The 21,941-nt window shown below is 64.3% G+C and carries 22 protein-coding genes; 6 read left to right on the forward strand and 16 right to left on the reverse strand.

What is annotated here, in order from left to right; all coding sequences use genetic code 11:
* Both WKW82_RS37825 and WKW82_RS37830 read right to left on the reverse strand, forming a co-directional pair.
* Window positions 1-825, reverse strand: an 825-nt coding sequence (locus tag WKW82_RS37825) for an FAD-binding protein (RefSeq protein WP_340348400.1), incomplete at its 3' end; no start/stop codon positions are given.
* A 15-nt stretch (window positions 826-840) separates the two neighbouring features.
* Window positions 841-1,479: a 2Fe-2S iron-sulfur cluster-binding protein gene (locus WKW82_RS37830; protein WP_340348379.1), complete on the reverse strand. Its 639-nt coding sequence runs from the start codon at window positions 1,477-1,479 to the stop codon at window positions 841-843.
* A gap of 87 nt (window positions 1,480-1,566) precedes the next feature.
* Between WKW82_RS37830 and WKW82_RS37835 the strand changes: the two genes are divergently transcribed.
* Window positions 1,567-3,012, forward strand: a complete 1,446-nt coding sequence (locus WKW82_RS37835) for an anion permease (protein WP_340348380.1) — start codon at window positions 1,567-1,569, stop codon at window positions 3,010-3,012.
* Window positions 3,013-3,256: 244 nt separating this feature from the next.
* Here the strand turns inward: WKW82_RS37835 and WKW82_RS37840 are convergent, their stop codons facing one another.
* The 8 genes from WKW82_RS37840 to WKW82_RS37875 form a co-directional block, all read right to left on the reverse strand.
* On the reverse strand, window positions 3,257-4,849 hold the full coding sequence (locus WKW82_RS37840; protein ID WP_340348381.1) for an aspartate:alanine exchanger family transporter: 1,593 nt from the start codon (window positions 4,847-4,849) through the stop codon (window positions 3,257-3,259).
* 25 nt (window positions 4,850-4,874) lie between these two features.
* Window positions 4,875-5,624: a pyruvate formate-lyase-activating protein gene (pflA, locus tag WKW82_RS37845; protein ID WP_340348382.1), complete on the reverse strand. Its 750-nt coding sequence runs from the start codon at window positions 5,622-5,624 to the stop codon at window positions 4,875-4,877.
* 9 nt (window positions 5,625-5,633) lie between these two features.
* Window positions 5,634-7,895: a formate C-acetyltransferase gene (gene pflB / locus WKW82_RS37850; protein ID WP_340348383.1), complete on the reverse strand. Its 2,262-nt coding sequence runs from the start codon at window positions 7,893-7,895 to the stop codon at window positions 5,634-5,636.
* A gap of 233 nt (window positions 7,896-8,128) precedes the next feature.
* Window positions 8,129-8,500, reverse strand: a complete 372-nt coding sequence (locus tag WKW82_RS37855) for a hypothetical protein (protein WP_340348384.1) — start codon at window positions 8,498-8,500, stop codon at window positions 8,129-8,131.
* Window positions 8,501-8,528: 28 nt separating this feature from the next.
* Entirely contained in the window at window positions 8,529-9,641 is a 1,113-nt protein-coding gene (locus WKW82_RS37860; protein WP_340348385.1) for a porin, read from the reverse strand.
* Window positions 9,632-10,069, reverse strand: coding sequence for a hypothetical protein (locus WKW82_RS37865; protein WP_340348386.1), 438 nt, complete (start codon window positions 10,067-10,069; stop codon window positions 9,632-9,634). Before WKW82_RS37865 ends, WKW82_RS37860 begins: the two co-directional genes overlap by 10 nt.
* Window positions 10,070-10,103: 34 nt before the next feature.
* Complete coding sequence (ppk2, locus tag WKW82_RS37870) at window positions 10,104-10,988, reverse strand: polyphosphate kinase 2 (RefSeq protein ID WP_340348387.1); 885 nt, start codon at window positions 10,986-10,988, stop codon at window positions 10,104-10,106.
* Window positions 10,989-11,019: 31 nt separating this feature from the next.
* A complete protein-coding gene (locus WKW82_RS37875) occupies window positions 11,020-11,235 on the reverse strand; it encodes a hypothetical protein (RefSeq protein WP_340348388.1) in 216 nt (71 codons plus the stop codon).
* Between the two features lie 662 nt (window positions 11,236-11,897).
* On the opposite strand from WKW82_RS37875, the gene WKW82_RS37880 reads away from it, so the two are divergent.
* Together WKW82_RS37880 and WKW82_RS37885 are read left to right on the forward strand one after the other, a co-directional pair.
* A complete protein-coding gene (locus WKW82_RS37880) occupies window positions 11,898-12,335 on the forward strand; it encodes a hypothetical protein (RefSeq protein ID WP_340348389.1) in 438 nt (145 codons plus the stop codon).
* 338 nt (window positions 12,336-12,673) lie between these two features.
* Window positions 12,674-13,396: a LuxR C-terminal-related transcriptional regulator gene (locus WKW82_RS37885; protein ID WP_340348390.1), complete on the forward strand. Its 723-nt coding sequence runs from the start codon at window positions 12,674-12,676 to the stop codon at window positions 13,394-13,396.
* A gap of 135 nt (window positions 13,397-13,531) precedes the next feature.
* Here the strand turns inward: WKW82_RS37885 and WKW82_RS37890 are convergent, their stop codons facing one another.
* Window positions 13,532-13,666 (reverse strand): hypothetical protein, encoded by a 135-nt coding sequence (locus WKW82_RS37890; RefSeq protein ID WP_340348391.1) that lies wholly within the window; start codon window positions 13,664-13,666, stop codon window positions 13,532-13,534.
* A gap of 229 nt (window positions 13,667-13,895) precedes the next feature.
* Between WKW82_RS37890 and WKW82_RS37895 the strand changes: the two genes are divergently transcribed.
* The 3 genes from WKW82_RS37895 (at window position 13,896) to WKW82_RS37905 (ending at window position 16,709) form a co-directional block, all read left to right on the forward strand.
* Window positions 13,896-14,261 carry a response regulator transcription factor gene (locus WKW82_RS37895; RefSeq protein ID WP_340348392.1) on the forward strand — a complete coding sequence of 122 codons (366 nt, stop codon included), beginning with the start codon at window positions 13,896-13,898 and terminating at the stop codon, window positions 14,259-14,261.
* A 595-nt stretch (window positions 14,262-14,856) separates the two neighbouring features.
* Window positions 14,857-15,006 (forward strand): hypothetical protein, encoded by a 150-nt coding sequence (locus WKW82_RS37900; RefSeq protein WP_340348393.1) that lies wholly within the window; start codon window positions 14,857-14,859, stop codon window positions 15,004-15,006.
* Between the two features lie 176 nt (window positions 15,007-15,182).
* Window positions 15,183-16,709, forward strand: coding sequence for an MltF family protein (locus WKW82_RS37905; RefSeq protein WP_340348394.1), 1,527 nt, complete (start codon window positions 15,183-15,185; stop codon window positions 16,707-16,709).
* 803 nt (window positions 16,710-17,512) lie between these two features.
* Here the strand turns inward: WKW82_RS37905 and WKW82_RS37910 are convergent.
* From WKW82_RS37910 to WKW82_RS37930, 5 genes are all read right to left on the reverse strand, one after another.
* Window positions 17,513-17,785, reverse strand: a complete 273-nt coding sequence (locus tag WKW82_RS37910) for a hypothetical protein (RefSeq protein WP_340348395.1) — start codon at window positions 17,783-17,785, stop codon at window positions 17,513-17,515.
* 501 nt (window positions 17,786-18,286) lie between these two features.
* Window positions 18,287-18,496, reverse strand: coding sequence for an ATP-binding protein (locus WKW82_RS37915; protein ID WP_340348396.1), 210 nt, complete (start codon window positions 18,494-18,496; stop codon window positions 18,287-18,289).
* Window positions 18,453-18,761: a hypothetical protein gene (locus WKW82_RS37920; RefSeq protein WP_340348397.1), complete on the reverse strand. Its 309-nt coding sequence runs from the start codon at window positions 18,759-18,761 to the stop codon at window positions 18,453-18,455. The genes WKW82_RS37915 and WKW82_RS37920 overlap by 44 nt, the downstream gene beginning before the upstream one ends.
* 80 nt (window positions 18,762-18,841) lie before the next feature.
* Complete coding sequence (locus WKW82_RS37925) at window positions 18,842-19,945, reverse strand: ISL3 family transposase (protein WP_340348398.1); 1,104 nt, start codon at window positions 19,943-19,945, stop codon at window positions 18,842-18,844.
* 365 nt (window positions 19,946-20,310) lie between these two features.
* The gene (locus tag WKW82_RS37930) at window positions 20,311-21,789 is read right to left on the reverse strand and encodes an autotransporter family protein (RefSeq protein WP_340348399.1); all 1,479 of its coding nucleotides are present in this window, start codon (window positions 21,787-21,789) and stop codon (window positions 20,311-20,313) included.
* Window positions 21,790-21,941 lie beyond the last annotated feature (152 nt).

The following is a 21,941-nucleotide window of genomic DNA, read 5'->3' on the forward strand; positions in this document are numbered from 1 at the left end:
CGTCGCGAGGATCACTGAGCGCGCCCGCACCATCACGAAGCTGCGCCACTCCAGGTTGTAAACCACTGCGCCGGCGCATCGTCCGCGCTCATCGGACAGCAGTTCCACCACTGGGCAACGATTCCATACCGAGATTCCGGGATCGAGATCCACCGCCTCACGCAGCACGCGCATCATCTCGAGCCCGGTGTAGTCGCGGTACGAGTGGATGCGCGCCGCCGATGCACCACCAGGCTTCTTGCGCAGCAGCGTGCCCCCAAACGGGCTTCCCTCCTCCAGATCAAACATCATTCCAAGCTGGATGAGCCAGCGCATGACATCGGGGCCATCCATCACCATCTGGGCCACCAACTCGGGCTCGCCGCAGAAGTGACCGGCACGCAAGGTGTCCTCGAAGTGAAGCTGCGGGCTGTCGTCCGCGCCCACCGCAGCCTGGATGCCACCTTCAGCCATCACCGTATTGCTGTCACCCAGGAGCAGCTTGGTGGCGAGGATGACCTCCGCACCCTGCTTCGCGGCGGTCAAGGCCGCGGCACACCCTCCGCCACCTCCACCGATGACCAACACGTCGGTCGTGACCAGTTGTGCGCCGGCCGTGTCGATGTCTTCGATCAGTGAGTTGGCCTGAAGTTGGCGCGCGAGTTCGGGTTGGCACGGATCGCCGCGGTTGACGCCGATGCTCAGTGGAACGCGCGCGTTGGATCCATGGTCTGGATGCCAGTCCCTGAGCAGTTGCTCGATGGGGGTTGAATCGCTGCGAAACACGGGCACCATGCCCGTCACATAGCACTGGCGCGCTTCCAAGTAGGGAATCGAGGCGGTCATGGTTTGCACGCGCAGTCAGCGTGGAGGCCGCGCGCCGGGCGCGTCGAAGTCGATCGCCATGCCACCGTGCTCGATTTGTTCCAGGCGCCGCATGAGATCGGCAGGCCGCAGCGAGAGACTGGCGATCATCCGCCGAGCGAACAAGCCAAGGTGGTTGGGGCGGATGTACTCCGGGCACGCCACCGTGCACAGGTTGCACATGACGCACTCGTCGAAAACCTGGCCGGCTGCCGCGAGCGAACCTTCTACCGCCAGGTTCACGCCACGTTGCACGTCCAGCCCCTTGGGGCATGCGCGGTCGCAACCGCCGCAGTGGCGGCAGTTTGGTGCCTCGGGAAAGCACTCGAGGAGCTTGCGCGGCGCCTGCCAGCTGTCGGTGAGGTCTTCCATGCGATAGCTATGGCGGCTTGAAGGCGTGAGGTAGTCGAGAAACGAGACCTGCATACCGTCCTCGACCACGGTCTCGCAGGCAAGCTGGGTCTTGACTTCCTGCTGGTCGGCGCGCCGGACCATGACCCGGCATGAGCCACACACCCCTTGACCCATGCATCCGACACCCTCGACGAGCGTCTCCCCGGCCTGCACGTAGGCTTGCAGGATCGAACTGGTGGCCGGTGCGGTGATTGACCGGCCTTCAACGATGAGGCGTACCATCTTGTCGGTCCTGCCCTTGGCTGCGATGGGGGCGACGGTGATCCTTCAGCGGTGGACGTTTAAACAATAGCACGTCGAGGAGGTCTCATGAACATCTTCTGGAAGGCTATCGCGCCCGTTGCCGTGGCAATCGCCATTGCCCTGGTTCCAGCGCCGCAGGGGCTCGGGCAGCATGCTTGGTATTACTTTGCCATCTTTGCTGGCGTGATCGTCGGGCTCATGCTTGAGCCGATCCCGGGAGCGGCCATCGGCCTCATCGCGGTCACGCTGGTCACCGTGTTGTCGGAGTGGGTGTTCTTCAGCCCCACGGAACTCGCCAAGCCGGGCTTCAATGCTGCCAACACGTCGCTTGCTTGGGCATTGTCCGGCTTCGCCAATGGCACCGTATGGCTGATCTTCGGCGCGTTCATGTTTGCCCTTGGCTACGAGAAGACGGGCCTTGGAAGGCGCATCGCATTGATGCTGGTGCGGGCGATGGGCCGGCGGGCGCTCACCCTGGGCTACGCGATTGCCGCCGCGGATACGCTTCTTGCGCCGTTCACGCCTTCGAACACGGCGCGCAGTGGCGGCACGATCTTTCCAGTCATCCGCAATCTGCCGCCGCTCTACGATTCGAAGCCGAACGATCCATCGGCGCGGCGCATTGGCTCCTACATCATGTGGACGGCGATAGCCACCACTTGCGTGACGAGCTCGATGTTCCTCACCGCACTGGCACCCAACCTGCTCGCCATCGAGTTGGCGAAGAAGGCGGCCAACGTCGAGATCGGATGGATGCAGTGGTTTCTTGCATTCGCGCCGGCGGGCGTCGTGATGCTTCTGGCTGTGCCTTTGCTTACCTACGTGCTCTACCCGCCAGAGGTGAAGGAAAGCAAGGAAGTGCCGGCATGGGCAGCGCAAGAGTTGGTCAAGATGGGACGATTTTCTGCACGCGAAGGCATCTTGGGGGGACTTGTCCTGCTCGCCCTGGCCTTGTGGATCTTCGGTGGCGGGATCATGAACGCCACGACGGCGGCACTGGTCGTCATGTCGCTGATGCTTCTCACGGGCGTGGTGTCCTGGGAGGACATGCTGGCGAACAAGCAGGCGTGGAACACCTTTGCCTGGTTCGCCACGCTTGTGGCCTTGGCGGACGGTCTCGGCCGCACTGGCTTTGTCAAGTGGTTTGCCGATGCGATCGCGGGCCACATGGTCGGCTTCTCGCCGACCGTCGCGGCCGTCATTCTTGTGCTGATCTTCTTTTTTTCGCACTACATGTTTGCCAGCGTGACCGCCCACACCACGGCCATGCTGCCGGTCATGCTGGCCGTTGGCTCAAGCGTTCCCGGAATGCCGATGGAGCCCTTCACGCTGATGCTCGTGGTCACTTTGGGCATCATGGGCATCCTTACTCCCTACGGCACCGGGCCCAGCCCGGTGTACTTTGGCAGCGGCTATCTGCCCGCTGGCGACTACTGGCGGCTTGGCGCGATATTCGGCGTGATCTTCATCGCCTTGTTCCTCTTGATCGGTGTGCTGCCACGTGTGCTTTAGCCACATTCCAGCCGGCTCTTTTGGATGTGGGGATCTTACCGGGACAACGGGGGCCGTCGGACCTGAAGACTGCCGGGGGATGACGCGCCCAAGACGTGTTCGTTCCCACCATGAAACAAGCCGGGGCTGCGGCGAACACCTCTTGGATCTGGCTACTCTCCAGCAGAATGAGGTGCGCCCACGGGCAGCAAGCAGCCAAACCGCATCCCTGTTGCTGCTGCCGAAGAAGGACTCACAAGGAAGCTTATCCGCTCAAAAGCGCCGGCACGATGTCCACGAAGAGGATCTTCACGATCGTCATGCCCGGAAAGATCATCGCGTAGCCGAGGTCGGGCTTCTCGGTGGGGGTCAGCTTGTTGGAGTACGCGAGGATGGCGGGATTGCCGCAGGCGCCGGCCACGATCCCGGCCACTTCGTCATAGGGCATCTTGAACACGCCCAGTCCCAGGATGAGGATCGGCACCACGAGCGCCGCGACGACGATGGCCGCCAGTCCGATCATCAGGAAGCCCGTCTGCGAAACCGTGGCCACGAACTTCGGCCCCGAAGACATGCCCACCTGCGCCAGGAAGAGCGTCAGGCCGAGATTGCGCAGCACCAGGTTGGCCGACAGCGGCATGGTCCAGTTCAGGCCGCCGGTGCGGCGCATGTTGCCGAGGATCAGCGCCACGATCAGCACGCCCGACAGGCCCAGCGCAAGCTTGCCGATGCCCGGCAACGGAAAGTTGATGGCGCCGAGCAGGAATCCGAGCGCCATTCCGAGCCCGATGGAGATGTAGCTGAACTCGGCCGTCCCCTTGATCGAATCGCCGAAGAACTTGCGCAGCGCTGCGAAGTCGTCGCGATGCGCCAGCAGGCCGACGCGGTCGCCGTACTCGAGCACCAAGTTTGCGTTGGGCACGATCTCGGCGTCGCCGCGCCGAACATGCACGATCACGTGAGGTTTGCCATCCGGCAGCTTCAGGTCCGCCAGTGTGCGTCCGACGGCGGCCGGGCGGGATGCGAAGACGCGGATGTAGTCCAGGTCGCGGCGATCCCCCGTCATCCGCCCCTGGTGCACTTCACCGAGTTGCATGGCCGCCTCTTGCAGCGTCTCGGGGTTCTTCCCGGTCACCAGCAGGACATCATTCGGCTGGAGTGCCGTCTCGTGCGTGGCGGGCACGTTGTGATGCGCGCGCCGCAACGCCGCGATCTCGATGCCGGCCGGCAAGCCGGCCAGCAGGTCGCCAACGGTCTTGCCCTTGATGACAGCGTCATTCGGTGCGATTTCGAGGATCTCCAGGCCGCCTCCGGGGGGCACCTCGATCTTCGGCTTGAGCACCATGAACGTGATGTAGAGAAAGAGGATCGGCCCCGCCACACCCAGCGGATAGGCCACCGAGTAGCCGACCGCCGGATCGTCGTTGCCCAGCGTCACGATGGCCGCCTGCAGTGTCGGCGTGCTGGTGCCCGCGCCGGCGAACAGGCCGAGCGTATGGCCCAGGTCGAGGCTCGTCATCTTGAGGAACAGCACGCTGACCACGCCGGACAGCAACACGCCCGTCAGCGCGATGAAGTTGGCCTTGCGGCCCGCCGAACTCGTGAGCCCCAGGAAGAACTGCTTGCCGTACTGGACGCCCACGGCATACAGGAACAGTGCAAGCCCCAGCGTGCCGACCATCGGCGCCGGCGCCGACTTCGGTACCAGCCAGCCCATGAACAGGGCCACGAAAAGCACCGCCCCCACACCGAGCGAGAAGCCCTTGATGTTGACTTCACCCAGGAGGTAGCCAAGAGCGATGGTCAGGAACATCGCCATCATGGGCTGGGGTCCGAGCGCGCTGCTCAACCATTCCATATCGTTCTCCTTCTTGTTGTCTGGATCAGTACACCGTGAGGCCGCGGCTGCGGAACTGCCCGCGGACGCGCTCGATCGACTTCAGCCCAGCGCAGAACTCGGCCACCTTCTCCACGTTGTCGAAGCCGTCGGTCAGGCCCGGCACCAGCACGTAGCGCACCCACATCGGGCGCCCCAGGTCGGACAGCCGGCGCGCGTAGTCCAGCGTCGGCTGCAGCGGCTGGCGCGTGACCTGCTCGTAGATGACCGGGTCGCCGGATTTGATGTCGAGCAGGTGGAGGTCGATGTACGACAGGTCCTCGTCCGTCATGCGCTCGCCGAGCCGCCCGGCGGTGTCGATGCAGGTGTGCAGCCCCAACTGCTTGCAGCGCTTGAAGATCTGCATGGCAAAGGCCTTCTGCACCATCGGCTCGCCACCGGAGATCGTGATGCCGCCCTTGCTGATCTTCAAGACCTGCGCGTACTTCTTGATCTCCTGCATCGCGCGCGCGACCGTCACCGGCCGGCCGTTGTGCTTGTGCCAGGTGTCCGGGTTGTGGCAGTACTGGCAGCGCAGGAAGCAGCCCGTGAGGAAGGCCACGAAACGCAGCCCCGGGCCGTCTACCGTGCTGCCCACTTCCCAGGAATGGACGTGGCCGACGATGTCGTCTCCGGCGTCGTCGGCCTCCTCCATGTCGCCCGAATGGATCTTGTAGTAGTCCTGCGACTTCGTCTCCGCCGCCCCCTGCCTCGTGACGTGCAGTTCATACCGGCTGCCGGTGAGTGACTGGGCCATCGCGGCCTCCTACATGGCGCCGTGGAAGGTGCGGTTGATCACGTCGAGTTGCTGCTCCCGGTTCAGCTTGATGAAGTTGACGGCGTAGCCCGAGACCCGGATGGTGAGCTGCGGGTACTTCTCCGGATGCTCCATCGCGTCCTGCAGCGTCTCGCGGTTCAGCACGTTGATGTTGACGTGGAAGCCGCCGCTCGCGAAGTACGCGTCGAGCGCACCGGTGCCGCGGGCGAGGCGATCTTCCTCGTTGCCGAGCGCCGAGGGCACGACCGACAGCGTGAGCGAGATGCCGTCCTCCGCGTCGTCGTACGGGATCTTCGCCACCGACATCAGCGCCGCCAGCGCGCCGTGCGTGTCGCGTCCATTCGACGGATTGGCGCCCGGCGCGAAGGGCTCGCCCTTCTTGCGGCCGTCCGGCGTATCGCCGGTGCCCTTGCCGTAGACCACGTTCGACGTGATGGTCAGAACCGACTGCGTGTGCACCGCGTTGCGGTAGCTCGGGTACATGCGGATCTTGCTCATCATCTTCGACACCAGGTCGCGCGCGATGTCGTCGACCTGGTCGTCGTTGTTGCCGAAGCAGGGGTATTCGCCCGTGGTCTCGAACGAGGTGATGAGCCCGCGTTCGTCGCGGATCGGCTTCACCTTCGCGAACTTGATCGCCGACAAGCTGTCCGCCGTATGCGAGAGGCCGGCGATGCCGCAGGCCAGCGTGCGCAGCACGTCGCGGTCATGCAGCGCCATCTCGATCGCTTCATAGGCGTACTTGTCGTGCATGAAGTGAATGACGTTGAGTGCATTGACGTAGGTCTTGGCCAGCCAGTCCATCATCGGGTCCAGCCGTTCCATCACCTGGGCGTAGTCGAGCACCTCGCCGGTCACCGGGGCCAGTTGCGGCCCGACCTGCGCGCCGCTCACCTCGTCGCGCCCGCCGTTCAGTGCGTAGAGCAGCGTCTTCGGCAGGTTCACCCGCGCGCCGAAGTACTGCATCTGCTTGCCCACGCGCATGGCCGACACGCAGCAGGCGATGGCGCAGTCGTCGCCCCACTTCGGGCGCATCAGGTCGTCGGACTCGTACTGGATGGAACTGGTGTCGATCGAGGTCTTGATGGCGAAGCGCTTGAAGCCCTCCGGCAGGTTGACCGACCAGAACACGGTCAGGTTGGGCTCCGGCGCCGGGCCGAGGTTGTTGAGCGTGTGCAGCATGCGGAACGCGCTCTTGGTCACCAGCGTGCGCCCGTCCTCGCCCTGCCCGCCCACCACCTCGGTGACCCACACCGGGTCGCCCGAAAAGAGCGCGTTGTACTCGGGTGCACGCAGGAAGCGGACGATGCGCCACTTGATCACCAGGTCGTCGATGATCTCCTGCGCCTGAGCTTCATTCAGCTTGCCCTCGCGGATATCGCGCTCGAAGTAGATGTCCCAGAAGGTCGACAGGCGCCCGGCCGACATCGCCGCGCCGTTCTGCTGCTTGATGGCGGCGAGGTAGCCGAAGTAGGTCCACTGCACCGCTTCGCGCGCGTTTGACGCCGGACCGGAAATGTCGAAGCCGTAGCGCGCGCCCATCTCCTTGAGTTCCTTGAGCGAGCGGATCTGCTCGGCCAATTCCTCGCGCAGGCGGATGACCTCCTCCGACGAGTGCCGCTCGTCGAGTTCCTGCTTCTCGCGTTCCTTGTCGGTGATCAGGAAGTCGACGCCGTACAGCGCGACGCGGCGATAGTCGCCGACGATGCGCCCGCGGCCGTAGGCATCCGGCAGGCCGGTGACCACGGAGGCCGAGCGCGCCCTGCGGATGTCGGGCGTGTAGGCATCGAAGACACCGGCGTTGTGGGTCTTGCGGTACTTGGTGAAGATGTCGATCAGCGACGGATCGGGCTCGTAGCCGTAGGCGCGCAGGCTGTCCTCCACCACGCGCCAGCCACCGAAGGGCATGATCGCGCGCACCAGCGGTGCGTCGGTTTGCAGGCCCACGATGATCTCCTGCTCCTTGTCGATGTAGCCGGCCTCGTGCGCCAGGATGCCCGAGGGAATCTGCGACACGCCGAGGATGCCCTTTTCGCGCTCCTGCGCCAGCAGCGGCTTGAGCTTGTCCCACATCGCCTGGGTGCGCGCGGTGGGCCCCTGGAGAAAGCCGCCGTCGCCTTCATAGGGTGTGTAGTTGCGCTGGATGAATTCGCGCACGTTGACCCGGCTCTGCCAGATGCCGGGCGAGAAGTCGCGCCACGCGCCTCCTGCCATCTTGGCCGCGATATCAAACGCAAGTGGGGTGTCCATGACTGTCTCCTTCGGATGACGCGCGTGGCATCTGCTTTCGCCGCAGGGCGGACTTTAAGGCGAGCCATTGGCCCGCCCCCTGTGAAACCGATCCTGGTGTCGAGCCACCCCTGCCCACGTGCGCGATGAACTCGCGTCCGAAGGTATTCCGCGAACCAGCGATGCAACGAAGTCCCTGGCCGCGCGGCGCGACCACCTTGCCTTGTTTGGATCGCCACGACCCACAGCGCATATCAGTAGCTTTGCTCGCCCGCACGGATCTCGCCCGCCTTGTTGGCACGCGCGGCCTCGGTCTTGTAGGGCGCGCGCGCTGCATCGCGTTCGGGGCTGAAGTAGCTCGGCAGGGGTGCGGGCCCTGAAGGCTTTGCAGCCGGTGGAACTGGGGTTCGGCGCGCCTTGTACGCGGCCTCGCGTTCCTCGGCCGAATAGGAGCGCCGGGGATCGGGAATCGGATTGCCCTCGCCCATTTGCGGGCCGCGTGCGGCCTCGGCGCCTGCCTTCATCCGCGCGGCCCTCGCCGCTTCGGCGTCGGTGCCCGCTGGCTGTGAAATCGCTGCTGCCGGAAGCATCATCGCGATCACAAGAATTGCTTTCGGGACTCTCATTCGTGTCCTCCATGGTGCCGTTGAGGCATCAGAAGCTGTGCCGCAATCCGAGGTCGTAGCCATTGGAACTCCGGTCAGGCGCTGTCAGGGAACCGGCGAGCGCACCCGACGCCCCGCCACTGTTGTCCAGGTGTGCGTAGGTCGCATAGACCGCCGTGCGCTTGGAGAAGTTGTAGACATAGCCGATCGCAAACTTGCGGCTGCGCGGACTGCCCGCCTCATCGGTGCCGTAGGTCGAGTAGGACACGCGCACCAGGTCGACGCCAACCGGAATGGCGCCGCCGACCAGGTACCCAGTGCCGGTGACGGGCACGATGCGATCGACCTTGTCGCGATAGTAGCCGCCCGAAAGCTTCAGGAATCCGAAGTCGTAGGAGGCGCCGACGTTCACGGAGTTGATGTCCCCGGTCGTGTCGCTGCGCGCGAACTTCGTCTCCGAGGAACTGAGCGCCACCGCGAACCCGCCGATGCCATACCCGATGCGCGCGGCATAGCCATTGCCGTCCTTCAAGTTCGGCGTTGTGATGGGGGCCGGGCTGTACTGGATGCTCTCGCCCATGAAGTACTGGACTTCCCCGAAGAAGCCGCCCAGGCCCGGTGGCAGGAAGTAGCCGACCATGTTCGACGCGCGCGTGGCAGTGGGCCCGCCCAGCGTGCCGACGTGCGGCTGCGAGGCCCCGACGCCATTCGTGCCGAAGGGGTCCACCTGCTCGCGATTCCGGTAGATGGCCGTGAAGTCGCGTCCGAGGCGCACCTCGCCCCATATGTCGATCACGCTGACCGTGGCACGCCGGTTGAAGGAGATGAAGTCGCCCGACGTGGCACCCGCAGGCGTGTTGTTGGTATTGCCCGCGACACCGCTGCCGTCGTCGGCGTTGAAGCCGGCTTCCAGCCAGAAGTTGACGCCCAGTCCGCCACCGAGCGCCTCGTTGCCGCGGAAGCCGAACCTCGAAGGCTGATAGGCCCCGGTGGACAGCTGTGTCTTGCTCGCGTCGCTTCCGGTGCCATACGTGACGGCTGCATCCACGATGCCGAAGAGTGTCACGCTGCTGCTGGTGATGGGCGCCTGTCCGGTGCTGGACTGCGCAAAAGCCGCGCTCACAAACACGAAGTTGGCGGCCAGCGTGAGCTTCACTCGCATCGTCTTCTCCTTGTTCCTTGGGGCGCCGGGAGCAGGCCCGTTCTGCGCTCTTGCAGTTTTGGAACTTGCCTGGCGAGGAGGTCGCGCGGGCGATGCCAGCGCAAACGCCTGTGCGGGCCACCACGGTGCTCAACTGAGAACTTCAGCGCAGCCGGCTCGACCTCTTCGGAGAGTCGCTCTTCTACCTGCGCGCCGGCGCCGATGCATTCGGCCCCAACGTCGTCATTGACGGCGAGCAGGGCGAATTCCCTGTCCTGCAAGGGATGCGTCGCCTTCTCCAGCATCGGCTCGGAAAGGGCTTTCACCGTGGCCATGAAGCGCATGTAGCGAGATTGCACCGAGAGGTGGCCGACGGCAGCCTGGAGTCCGTCCTTGTCATCGGGCTGGATCTCGCGAACCCACACGCTGCGGCCATCGCGTAGCTGCATCCTGGCAGGAAGGACAGGACCCATCGCCGGCCGCCTAGTAGACCTGGGGAACGATCTTGAGCGGCAGCTTCGGCCCGACGTAGTCGCCCGGCACCTTCCGCTTCGGCAGCTTGACCTTCTCGCTCGGCACCTTCTCGTACGGAATCTGGCTGAGCATGTGCTTGATCATGTTGAGGCGCGCGCGCCGCTTGTCGTTCGATGGCACGACGAACCAGGGTGCGGACGGCAGGTCGGTGGCCTGGAACATCTCGTCGCGGGCACGCGAGTAGTCATCCCATTTGGTGTACGACTTGACGTCCATCGGCGACAGCTTCCACACCTTGCGCCCATCGTCGATGCGGGCCTCGAGCCGGCGGCTCTGCTCCTCGGGGCTGACCTCGAGCCAGTACTTCAGCAGGATCACGCCCGACTGGATGATGGCCTGCTCCACCAGCGGCGTGGCCGACAGGAAGCCCCTCAGCTGCTTCTCGGTGCAGAAGCCCATGACGCGTTCCACGCCGGCGCGGTTGTACCAGCTGCGGTCGAAGATCACGACCTCGCCCGCGGCCGGCAAATGGGGGATGTAGCGCTGCAGGTACATCTGGGACTTCTGCCGTTCCGTCGGCGCCGCCAGCGCCACCACGCGGAACACCCGCGGGCTGACGCGCTCGGTGATGGCCTTGATCGTGCCGCCCTTGCCCGCGCCGTCACGCCCCTCGAAGAGGATGCAGACCTTGAGGCCCGCATGCAGCACCCACTGCTGCAGGCGCACCAGTTCGACATGGAGTTCCTTGAGCTCTGCGAGGTATTTCTTGTTCGACAAAGGCGCGTCATGCGCGTGCTCGCCGTCGTCGTCGCCAGCCTGGATCGCGTCGACCTTTTCCCGCGGCGCTTCGTCGTGATGATGGTTGTGGCCGTGCGCCTTCTTGCTCTGTTCCATCGCTGACTCCTCTTTGAAAGATTCGTTGGGTTCAACGCAGCAGTCCGGCCGGCTGGTCCAGCAGGTGGGTGGCCGCGGGCATGGCCGCGGGCAGGTCCGCGCGCGAGACGCGCAGGATCGCAACGGCGCGCTCGCGCGGCGGGTCGCCCAGCACGCGTGCTAGCTGAGGGTCCAGCAATTGGATGTCATCCGGGGTTTCATCGCTCACCATCACGATCACGCAGTTGAGCCGGGTTTGCTGGCCCAAGCTCCTACCGGTTGTGGCGTCGTCGCCTGGCGGGGCGCGCCTTGTGACGGCTTCACATAACTCGGCGCGAACGCGGCTCACATCGCCTCCGGCGCGAGCAGTCTGCGCACTCCTCAGGAAGCGACGATCGGCAGCCACTGGTCGAAATTGTTTGTCGTCATGTCCATGTCTTGGCTCAAGCTTTGGGTCGACAAAGGTTGAGCAAACTAAATCCTATAGACCATTGACGGGGCGAACTTGCGCCAGATCAATTGCGCAGCAATGGCCAGATCGAGACCCCGTCCCCATGCGCGTCGAGCGTTAGCCCTCGTGAATCACAATGCAATGGCGTGCGGCGTCGCCCTCAACGTGAGCACGTTCGACAAGGACGGCACGCTGGTCGATGCCAACGGCGGAAGGGCAGCCCGCGAGCGTGGAAAACATGACTCCCGAGACGCCTTTCAACTTCAACCTCAACATGCCAAGTCGCCAAAGCGCGACCAAGTACAGCGTGAGCCCATCAAGCGCGGAGATTTGGCGCGAGCCCTGAAGTCGGCGCGCTCCGCCCGCACCTTGATCCCGATCAGGTCCGGGCGCGGCTTGAGCAGGCATGCTCCGCCACCGCCCTCGTGCGGCTACAGGAGGTTTTTTTGACGAGTCGCACTTTAGGCGATCGGCCGGCCATGACCAGGCTCCGCGAGTGTGGCGGCGTAGCCGTCCTGCTGGGTGGCATGCTTGTCCAGGGGGCCGCGGCCCAGGGGGAACAAGACGCCGCCGGACTGGAGGCCGCTTTCGCAAGCGGCTTCACGCTCGTGCCGGAGGTCGCCAGGCACTACGCGCCCGTCGCATGCAGGCAGCACGGACGCCAGGCCGCCGAAGTGGCAAGGGCGCGCGACGGCGGGTTCGCAAAGGCAGCAGCGCTGGTGCTGCTGACGCCGCCCGATCGGGTCGCGGCTGACGCGCAGGACCAGCGCGTGGATGCGGCGCTTGTGCGCGCCAGTACTGCGATCGTCGACTTCGTCTACGGGCCTGCACGGCCTGCGCCCGAGGTGGCTGAAGAAATAGTGAATAGTGCATGCTTGCTGGGAGCAGCCCGATTCATCGGAGGACGCAGCACATGAGGCTAGCTGGGGGCTTATTCGCTTCGTCGGCGCCCTTGAACGAGAACGGCTTGGCATCCCTCGCGATAGCCCAGCTTGAGGGTTTGGGATTGGCCGATCCGGGCGAGCGAGTCACGAGGTCCAGTTCCCAGCCCACTGGCGCAGGCCGCCACCCGCGGCATCGAGGATGTCAACGCTCTCAAGTGGCTCCCCGCCACGAAGGCGCTGACGCACACGAGCCCTTCGGCCGCTGCGACCGCGACATCGCCATCCTCCAGGGGCCCTCGGCTCCTCGGCGCGCGGGATGCGGTGGGCGGCACGCGCTGCAGTTCAGCTTGCGTACAGGCCAAGCCCCTACGATGGTCAGTGCGTCGCTACTGCTTCCGTCCGGAATCGATGGATTCATCAGCGTCCTCCAACTCGCCCCAGCCGAATTTCCTGTGCGAGATGCGTCGACCAGAATCGGCATCGTCGACGATTACTCGCTCGGTCGAGAGGCGCTGCGTCGATTGTTGCGAGACCATGAGGAGTTCTCCGTTGTCGGAGAGGCACGCAACGCCCGCGAGGCGCTTCAACTGGTTGACAGCCTCCTCATGCAAGTCCTGATACTGGATTTGTCGATGCCGGGCAAGAGCGGCCTGGACAATCCTCGCCTCGATTCGATCGCGCGCCCCCGCCTTGTACCTGCTTGTTTTCAGCGGGTATGCGGAAGCCCCCTATGCGAAGAAGGCGCTCAAGGAAGGGGCGCATGGTTTTGTGCACAAGGCGAGCGATCCTGGCGAGCTCATCCTTGCGCTTCGGCGCATAGCCGCGGGGGGCGATATGTAAGTCCTGCGCTGGCGCGGCAGTTCGCCCTTGAAGTCAGTGAGCGCGAAGTGACATCGCACGCGCGCTTGTCGAAGCGGGAATTTCAGGTGCTTCTCGGGATCGCGGCCGGCAGGAAACGGGCCGCCATTGCCACGCAGCTCGGCCTCTCCCCCAAAACGGTCACGCTCTATCGAGCGCACCTATTGCACAAGCTGGGCTTGACGACGAACACTGAACTCACATGCTTCGCGATCAAGGAAGGCCTGTTGGCATGAGGTGGATGGCAGAGCGCGGGCAATCCGGCCCTCGTGTCGCGCTGCAGCCCCGCTTTCGCTTGACGATCGCTGGTTGCCCGTCGCTTTGGCTTGTTCTGCACCCGGTTGCCCGCTCGCCGAAAGGCGCCGCGGGGCCTACATAGCGGCCCAGTTGGCGGACGCGATGCTGGGCGACGCGCTGCCGTCTTCGGTGCTTTCGTGCAGCACCCAGAAGTAGTGACCCGGGCCGGGTTCATCGACAAAAACGGAAAGATGGCGAAGGTGGCTCATGTGCAATCCAAAAGATGCAACCGCGGGCATTGTGGGAGGTTTGCCGGCAGGCGCATCTGCAAACCCTGCACCGCCGGCAACTGGCCACACTGTGCGTCGGCGCGGGCAGGGCGGGCTTGTAAGCCGCTGCGGGTACCTCGAACGGGGACTGAACTAAAGTCCAGTCCCGTTCGCGTTCGCTCCGAAGTAGTGTTCGTGCGTGATCAGTGCCGAACCTTTCGTTGCCGTCGTGGACGACGAACTGTCCGTGCGCGTGATGCTCGGGCGGCTGTTGCGGCTGGCCGAATACCGCGTCCGGGAATACGCGACCGGCGAGGAGTTCCTGGCCTCGCTGAGTGCCCATGTGCCGCTATGCGCCATCGTGGATCTGCACATGCCTGGCTTGTCGGGGTTCGAGGTGCAGTCGCGCGTTCGCGCCGCGAACCTGCAGGTGCCAGTGGTGTTCATCACCGGCAGCGACGACGACGCGCTCGACCGCATCGCTCTCGCGGCCGGCGCAAGAAATCTGTTGCGCAAGCCGTTCTCGAGTGAGGAACTGCTCGAGGCGATCGGCTTCGCGATCGGCCCGGCCGGTCGGACCGGCATGGTCAAGTAGCCAAGGGCGTATTGCGCGTTCCTGCGGCAAGCGGCTAAAAGCCACGCCTACCACCGCAGCACTGACGCGCGGTGAGTACCTCAGGTTGTCGGCACCTAGAAACTTTGACACTCAACTCGGTCGTTGCACAAAATATGCGTTCGCTTCAGATCGTGACTCGCGTGCCCAAAGACATCGAACTCATACGACTCGCCATCCAAAGTCGCGCACTGACCATCGCTGAGATCGCTGCGGCGGTGGGCCTGAATGGTCGGACCGTGTACCGGCGCATTGCCTTGCTCGCAAATGACCGGCGCATTCACGTCGAGGCGTGGACCCCGTCCCGAGGAAGTGGTCCCCGCGCAAAGCTCTATCGATGGGGCGCAGGCCGAGACGCTGTCATGACTCCAACCCTACGTGTAAAGCACGAGCGCGAACTTGGTTCCGCCAGCGTAAAGACCAAGGCACATCGAGGCGCTGGACGAGCACGTCGCCACCATTGAGGAGGACGTGGGCCGGGGTCCGAGCTCTACCAGCAGGCCACCCAGCGCCTGAGCACAATGCTGGGACTGAGCGCTGCCAGTGCTCACGGGATTTGGCGGCAGTCGGCATCGACATGTCGCCCTTCGCCGTGCCGGCGCGAGCAGCCGAAGCGGCGGACGCCGAGGCCCTGGTCGTGGCGTCGCAAGCCACGGTCGAAGCCTTCACGAAAGACAACGGCATCACCGGCTTTGTTGCCGCGCTCGGACTGGCCCGGGAATACTGATCTTCCTGCGGGTCATTGGCCAACAGTTGTCGCTGGCCACAGACAGCTTCTCGCCATCTCACCCGGCCGTTCTCGCGTCTGGAGAGGTAAGGAGGTCGTCACAAGAAGGCGTCGTTCACGAGCACCAGTATTCCGGCGCATACTCGCGACAGTAGTTGCTCCCGGAGGCACGACCAATGGCTCGATGTCAGGCGGCGGAAGGTTCGCGGCGGCTGCCGATGCTTCATGCGGCGCGTCTCGCGGCCGGGCTAATGCTGATGGCTGTCTGCGGCGGCAGCCTCGCGGCGGCGTCGGCGAGCAAGGCGAGTGCGGCGAGTCCTCCCGCGGCGCCTCGCCAACTGAACGTCGCGAGCAAGGCGTGGACCGGCGACTTCGATGCGATGCTTGCGCGCCGCTTGATCCGCGTCGACGTACCGCTGAGCCGCTCGCTGTATTTCGTCGACAGGGGGCGCGAGCGCGGACTCTCAGCCGAGCTGGTGCGCGACTTCGAGCGCTGGGTCAACAAGACCTACGCCAAGCAGCTCGTCAAGAGACCGCTGACCGTCTACATCATTCCGACCACGCGCGACATGCTGCTGTCGAACCTGTCTGCGGGGCTGGGCGACATAGCTCTCGGCAACCTGAGTGTCACCGACGAGCGTAGGCAGTTCGTCGACTTCGTTGAGCCTGACCCGAACTGGACGAACGTAGAAATCCTCGTCACCGGCTCCACCGGACCGACGGTCGCCTCCCTCGACGACCTGTCGGGCCGGGACGTGCATGTGCGTGAATCGTCGAGCTACCACGCAAGCATGGTCGCGCTGAACGAGCGCCTGCGCGCGGCCGGCAAGGCGCCCGCGAAGCTTCTGCTGGTGCCCGACGCGCTCGAGGACGAGGACATGCTCGAGATGGCGAATGCGGGGTTGATCGGCGCGATGGTCGTCGACAGCTGGAAGGCCAGGATGTGGGCGGAGCCGCTGTCCAAGCTCGAAGTGCACTGGGAAATCGTGCTGCGCGAGGCAACACCAGTGGGCTGGGCGATCCGCAAGAACAGCCCGCAACTCGAGGAGGTGCTGAATCGCTTCTACACCGAATGGGCGAAGAAGTCGGGCGTGATTTCGTACCGGATGAATCGGTACCTGAAGAACATCAAGGCGATGCACAACGCAAGTGCCAGCGCCGACCAGCAACGCTTCGATCACACGATCGCGCTGTTCGAAAAGTACGGCCACATGTATGGCTTCGACCCGCTGATGCTGGCCGCACAGGGCTACCAGGAGTCGACGCTCGATCAGAACCGCAAGAGTCATGTCGGCGCGATCGGCGTGATGCAGATCATGCCCGCCACCGGCAAGGGCATGCAGGTCGGCGACATCCGCCAGATCGAGCCGAATATCCATGCCGGCGCGAAGTACATGGACCAGCTGATGACGCGCTACTTCAATGATGCGAACTTCAACGAGGGCAACCGCACGCTTTTCGCCTTCGCGAGCTACAACGCCGGGCCGGGCAACATCGCGAAGATGCGCGCAGAGGCGGTCAAGCGCGGGCTCGACCCGGACAAGTGGTTCAACCACGTCGAATCCGTCACCGCCGAAAAGATCGGCATCGAGACGACGACCTACGTTCGCAACATCTACAAGTACTACGTCTCGTACAAGCTGTCGGTCGAGGCGCAGCGGCAGCGCGACACGCTGAAGCAGATGGCACCCGCGAAGAAGTGAACGCTCCGCGCCGACATTGCGGCTTACATGGGGACGTTCAAACGCCATCTTCTGGCCACTACGCCTTGGGCTTCCTGGTTTTGAGTCCAATCCCGCCCTTGCGCGAGTCATCCTTGCGCGCGGTAGGGAGAGCATCCAGAAGCTGGGGGGGTGCTCTGCAGCAAAGCTACAACCGCAGGACGGTTGCCTGAAAGGCGAGCCCGATTTGCGAGCCGAGGACTGGGTTGTTGCAACCGCACCCCCCAGCTTCTGGATGCTCTCCTTCTGGCCCACGCTGCGCATGCCCGTCGCCGTCCGCAAGAGTTGCTCGACGCGCATCGCCACACGAAACCAGTCCAAGATGTGCTCGGATCGCGTATGCAGGGACGTCGCGAGTTCGTAAATCAACAGGATTGCATTCCTCGCTCAAATCGATCGCTTGATTGCAGCGTTGGAGGAAGCATGCATGCGGGCTGGCGTCGAACCGATCGCATCGACGCTGCGCGCTGCGCGAAGGCATCACTGAAGATCGCCGTTCAATCACGCTTGCCGCGACTTCTTTGGCGGCCTGATCGTTCGACTTGTAGTTGATCACGACGCGCGCGCCATTGCGTCAGAAGGCGATCGCATCGGCCGCGCCGATGCCAGTGCTGGCGCCGGTTATCAACACCACCTTTCCGCCGAGGTCTGGACCTGAAGGTAGACGCCTTGGACGGGGGCGCCGAGTTGATGTCAAGCGGCACGACCCGGCCTTCGCGGCTGGACAGCTACGCAATCGGTCGGTGACGAACAAGTGCTTGATTCTTCAATGTTCTCGTATTCGGTCAGTACTTGATGTCGCGCTTGTCCTGCCGCCCTTCTTGCTTGGTGTCCCGCTTGTCCTGGCGACACTGGGAGTTGTTGCTCTGGTTGTCCGCCCTGCAGTCCTGCTTGGTCGAACGAGCATCATGCTTGGCTGACTGGTTCACAGCGCGACCTTGCTGACGCTGATGCGCCTGCTGTGTTGCAGACGCAGTGCTTGCGGCCAGGAGAAAACTTGCAGCGGCTACTACCGAAGCAACCCCCCGCAGCCAGTGGCCGGAATCCAAGGTATTCATCAGGGCGCTCCTCGGGTGGGTGAACAGACGCCTGGTGATTCTGCCGATGAACACGGGCCGGCACAACCGGACCGACGATCTTCAACGTGGTTCGGCCATACCCATCGCCCAGTTCATCGGATCACCTTCACCGCTTGTCCTAGCTTCGGGTCAGCACCGCCGCCGTAGGCGCCGTTGATCAGCTTCAACTGCGCCTGCGCTCTCGCGGCAGGTAATGGTCATGATTTCGCGAGTTCGCTGAAGCCTCCGCCTTCGAAGATCGGCGGAGATAGCTGCTCCAAGAATCAAGATGGTGAGGATTGCCCCGCGCTTGGCTCTTCAAGGCGACGAGGCACCCGTATATTCTTTTCGTGCAGTTGCCGGCGCCGATTATCTTGCCCACGCGCCTGCATCACAAGGAACATCTTCGTTGACTGGACCTCAGTGTCACGAGCTCGAACCACGAACTCATCTTGAATCGCCGCCAGAGCCGCCGACGTCTTGCGAGGCGAGTGCCCGCTCTCACATGTCGTAGTGCTTGGGAAGAAGCACCTTGAAGATCGTGCCCGTGGCCTCCGATGATTCGAGCTGCACACCCGCGTTCAACAAGTCGGCCAGTCGCTTGACGATCGACAGACCGATGCCTTCTCCCGGCGCTTCCCTGACGGGCCGCGGATCTTCGTGGATCTCATCGGGGCGCTCGCCTTCGGCTTCGCTCGTGCTGCGTCGCATCCTGCAGCGCTGCGGCCAGCGGTGTGCCGGGGCCTGCGTGCAAGCCCGGCCCGGTGTCGGCGACGCAGAGCAGCCAGCGCTCGTCTGCGGTAGGACCCTGCTCGCCCCACGACGCGGTGACGCCGCCGACCTTCGTGTACTTCAATGCGTTCAGGACAAGGTTCTGCGCGAGCCGTCGCAGCTTCACCAGATCGCTCGTGACCAGGAAGGGTGTGGTTCCGAGATGGCGCAGGTAGAGCCGGCGCTCATCGGCGAATGACTGCATGCCCTCGCACAGGGCTGTCAGCTCGGCCGCGGCATCGAAGCGCTGGATTTCCCTCGTTTCATGGCCCGCCTGCAGGCGCGTCAGGCTGGTGACATCCGACAGGACGTGCCGCAGGGGGGCGATGTTCCGGTCCAGGATCGAGATGAATCTTTCGCGTGCAGTCTCTGTCGAACGGGGCATCCCGAGTGCTCTCGCAGCCGCTGCGACTCGACGCCGATGCTGTCATGCAGGTCGTGCGCGATCTGGCGCCACAGCTCGACACGTTGCTGCTCCAACCCTCTCGTACAACGCCAGGCGCCTGGCGCGCGCCGCTCATCGCTCAGGCGCTGCCAGTCGCGAAGCGCGGCGCTTCGCGGCATACCCTGACGCCCCAGTGCAACACTGCCAACAGTGACCCGCTGCGCAGCGCGGCGCAGTTGCGGCCCCATTCGTTGCAGCATCCTCTCGACGTTGTCGCGCAGATTGCACAGCAGGTGCCAGCGGTCAGAGACCTGGGTGGCTGCCGGGAGTGCGCTGTCAGCGGCCTCGGAGTAGGCCCCCGCCCGATCCCGAGCGATGACCCGTATGGAGGGATTGGCACGCATCCAGTCCGCCACCGCCGTCGCTTCGCGGCCGGCGAATACCTCGATCGGTTGGCGGCGCTCCAGATCCACCACGATGGTGCCGTAGTTGTGTCCCTTGGCAATCGCCCAGTCGTCAATGCCCACGATTCGAGGAAGATGCTTGCGCCGGGTCACAGCAGATCGCCGCAGCTCCCGCAGTACGGTATCAGCGCTGGTGCTCAAACCCAACTCGGCGGCGAGCCGAGTGGCTGCCTCACCACCCAAGGCGTGACCCAGCGCATGCAGCGCCTTTGCGTGTGATCGAGTGCGACGTTGATGACGGCCCGCCAATGAATGAATATCCTCGGCAAATGTTCGGCGGTGGCAGTCCTTGTTCAGGCACTTGAAGCGCCGCGTTTCGACGGAGAGCAGGACTCGCTCGTTGAGGACTGGGCGCTCAGCCAATTGACGGAAATAGCTTCCGTGCAGACGACCGCTCCAGCATCGGCAGGTCGGACATGGCGCGGCGCGCACAGTACTGCTGGCGCGCGCCACCAGAAACCCTCGTTGCTCGACACAGCCGACGACGTGCTTGCCCACACGAGCGAGAACGCGATCAATTACACCGATACCACTGGTCATGTTGCTTGGAGATGAGGTCGTCCAGGAGCGCAATCAAGCCCTCCGACTTGAGCGTCACACAAAGGCGGAAGACCCACATTTGCTTTGTGCGACGCCGTCCCAGCATCAAACGGCTGCAATCTCGGTGATCCAAGTGGAGGTCAGGGCGCGTTGCGGCAATCGAGGTTGATGCCACGAATTACGCCTTCGCAGGGTTTCTGCCTTTCGTCGCAGGCGAGTGAACCCGCGCCTTGATGCCGGTTGCGGCCGCCACTGGTGCGCCGGAATCTCAGTCTCGATGGCGGCTGCCAAAGCAATACAGACATCCGCCGTCGCCGAGCGTGATCGACACCGGCGCAACGGCGTTCAAGGCCGATTCGGGACCGCTACCAGCGCACCTTGATACCGAGCGAGGCTTGTACCGAGGACTTCAGCGTCGCATCGCCGCCGATGCTCCAGAGGTGTCCGATCTCGCCGTACAGGCTCGTCGCGGGGTTCAGCGCCAGCGTCGCGCCGGCGGCCGCCTCGGCTGCGCTGTAACTGCCCTCGCTCCGGATCGCGAGTGCTCCCGCCGGGCCGATAAAGGTGGCCACGTTGCCGCCTGAACTTGCCCGGTACAGATTCAAGCGGGCGTAGGGCTCCAGCCGCCCGGCAGCCGTGGCGAGGTTGCCTTTGATGCGCACGCCGAGGCGCCCGATCCATCCGTAGGCAATGTCCTGGCGGACTTGTGCGCCACTGAGCACCATGTCGTCCACGCTGCTGCGCAGCCACGCAATCTGTGCCTGCGGTTCCAGGCTCCAGCGCGCGCTGAGGGCGAAGGGCTTGCCCACCTCCACCGAGGCGGCAAGGCTGCTGGCCTTGCCGGCCACGCCCAGGCTGATGTCGGGACGTATGGTGAAGCGGTGGCTGCCGCCTTGCAACACGCTGTCGACGTAAAGGCCGCTGGCCGTCATCCAGGTCGCGTAGGCGCCGAGGTAGCGCGACTGCACTTCGTTGTAGCCCACGCGGGCGATGATGCCCCGGGCATTGCCGCTCACGTCGGCACTGCTATCGAGGTAGCCCACGTAGACGCCCGCGCGCCAGTCGCCACTGGTCCACAGGTCGGTGCCGGCCTGCAGTCCACTCACATGGCCGTCGGAACGGACCTGGGCGACGCCCGGCTGCTGGATGTCCATGTCAGCGTACACCACGCGACCCCATGCCCGACGTGTGCTGGCTGGCGCGGCTGGCTGGGTGTCCTCCGACTGGACGGAAGGGGACTCATCCCCAATGCGCCGATGCAGGTTGCCCAGCATCGCCAGGTCGGCCTGGCGCAGTTGCGCCGGCACGGCGGCCAGCAGCGGGACTTCCACGCGGTAGGTCGGCACCTGCACGGGTGCGGCAGGCTCGTTGGGCGGCACCACCGTCGTGGTAGAGCGCAGGTACCAGTTCTCGCCCGCGCCCTGTGCATCCGCCGCATACAGCCGGTATTCATAGGCGCCAGCGTCGACGTGGCCATTCGCCAGGGTGAAGGCGCTCTTGGTCGTCTGCGCCGTCGTCGTCGCGCCGTTGGTCCCGCCTACCACCTCGATGCCGTTGCCCGTGGTGAGCACGCCCAGCCCGCCCAGGTTGGTGATCTGGATCGTAGTGTTGCCGCTGGCGCTGGCGCCCGGGCCATCGAGCACCAGCCGGTCGCTCACGCTGCTGTCGCCGCCGAGTTGCGTGCCCAGCCGCAACAGGCTGTGGGCGACATAGGCCCCGGTGACGGTGAGCGTGCTGCCTGCGGCGGCACTCAGGAGGCTCACCGTGCCTGTGTTGTCCAGCGACGCGACGCGCTGATTGAATCCACCGGTGTCTAGTGTGCTGAGTTGGAAGTTCGCAGACAAAATCTTTCCACACTCGCGAGGATGTCGTCGGCAGACTTGGCCCCAGTTGAAAGGGTGAGGATTGGCGTTGTTGATGGCCAGATACTGCTTGATTGCTTGCTCAAGTTGGCGTGTCGATCGATGGGTGCCACGGCGGATGTACTTCTCAGTGA

Origin of the sequence: Variovorax rhizosphaerae (genome assembly GCF_037889975.1) — a bacterium.
GTDB classification, from domain to species: domain Bacteria; phylum Pseudomonadota; class Gammaproteobacteria; order Burkholderiales; family Burkholderiaceae_C; genus Variovorax; species Variovorax rhizosphaerae.

Bases quoted from the DNA above. Each gene is read 5' to 3' on its own strand.
- pflA (WP_340348382.1), bottom strand. From the start codon at position 5,624: ATGGCCCAGTCACTCACCGGCAGCCGGTATGAACTGCACGTCACGAGG.
- WKW82_RS37840 (WP_340348381.1), bottom strand. From the start codon at position 4,849: ATGGAATGGTTGAGCAGCGCGCTCGGACCCCAGCCCATGATGGCGATG.
- WKW82_RS37890 (WP_340348391.1), bottom strand. From the start codon at position 13,666: ATGAGCCACCTTCGCCATCTTTCCGTTTTTGTCGATGAACCCGGCCCG.
- pflB (WP_340348383.1), bottom strand. From the start codon at position 7,895: ATGGACACCCCACTTGCGTTTGATATCGCGGCCAAGATGGCAGGAGGC.
- WKW82_RS37920 (WP_340348397.1), bottom strand. From the start codon at position 18,761: ATGCAGTCATTCGCCGATGAGCGCCGGCTCTACCTGCGCCATCTCGGA.
- WKW82_RS37885 (WP_340348390.1), top strand. From the start codon at position 12,674: ATGGTCAGTGCGTCGCTACTGCTTCCGTCCGGAATCGATGGATTCATC.
- WKW82_RS37925 (WP_340348398.1), bottom strand. From the start codon at position 19,945: ATGACCAGTGGTATCGGTGTAATTGATCGCGTTCTCGCTCGTGTGGGC.
- WKW82_RS37835 (WP_340348380.1), top strand. From the start codon at position 1,567: ATGAACATCTTCTGGAAGGCTATCGCGCCCGTTGCCGTGGCAATCGCC.
- ppk2 (WP_340348387.1), bottom strand. From the start codon at position 10,988: ATGGAACAGAGCAAGAAGGCGCACGGCCACAACCATCATCACGACGAA.
- WKW82_RS37900 (WP_340348393.1), top strand. From the start codon at position 14,857: ATGTCGCCCTTCGCCGTGCCGGCGCGAGCAGCCGAAGCGGCGGACGCC.
- WKW82_RS37855 (WP_340348384.1), bottom strand. From the start codon at position 8,500: ATGAGAGTCCCGAAAGCAATTCTTGTGATCGCGATGATGCTTCCGGCA.
- WKW82_RS37865 (WP_340348386.1), bottom strand. From the start codon at position 10,069: ATGCAGCTACGCGATGGCCGCAGCGTGTGGGTTCGCGAGATCCAGCCC.
- WKW82_RS37860 (WP_340348385.1), bottom strand. From the start codon at position 9,641: ATGCGAGTGAAGCTCACGCTGGCCGCCAACTTCGTGTTTGTGAGCGCG.
- WKW82_RS37830 (WP_340348379.1), bottom strand. From the start codon at position 1,479: ATGGTACGCCTCATCGTTGAAGGCCGGTCAATCACCGCACCGGCCACC.
- WKW82_RS37910 (WP_340348395.1), bottom strand. From the start codon at position 17,785: ATGAATACCTTGGATTCCGGCCACTGGCTGCGGGGGGTTGCTTCGGTA.
- WKW82_RS37880 (WP_340348389.1), top strand. From the start codon at position 11,898: ATGACCAGGCTCCGCGAGTGTGGCGGCGTAGCCGTCCTGCTGGGTGGC.
- WKW82_RS37915 (WP_340348396.1), bottom strand. From the start codon at position 18,496: ATGCGACGCAGCACGAGCGAAGCCGAAGGCGAGCGCCCCGATGAGATC.
- WKW82_RS37905 (WP_340348394.1), top strand. From the start codon at position 15,183: ATGGCTCGATGTCAGGCGGCGGAAGGTTCGCGGCGGCTGCCGATGCTT.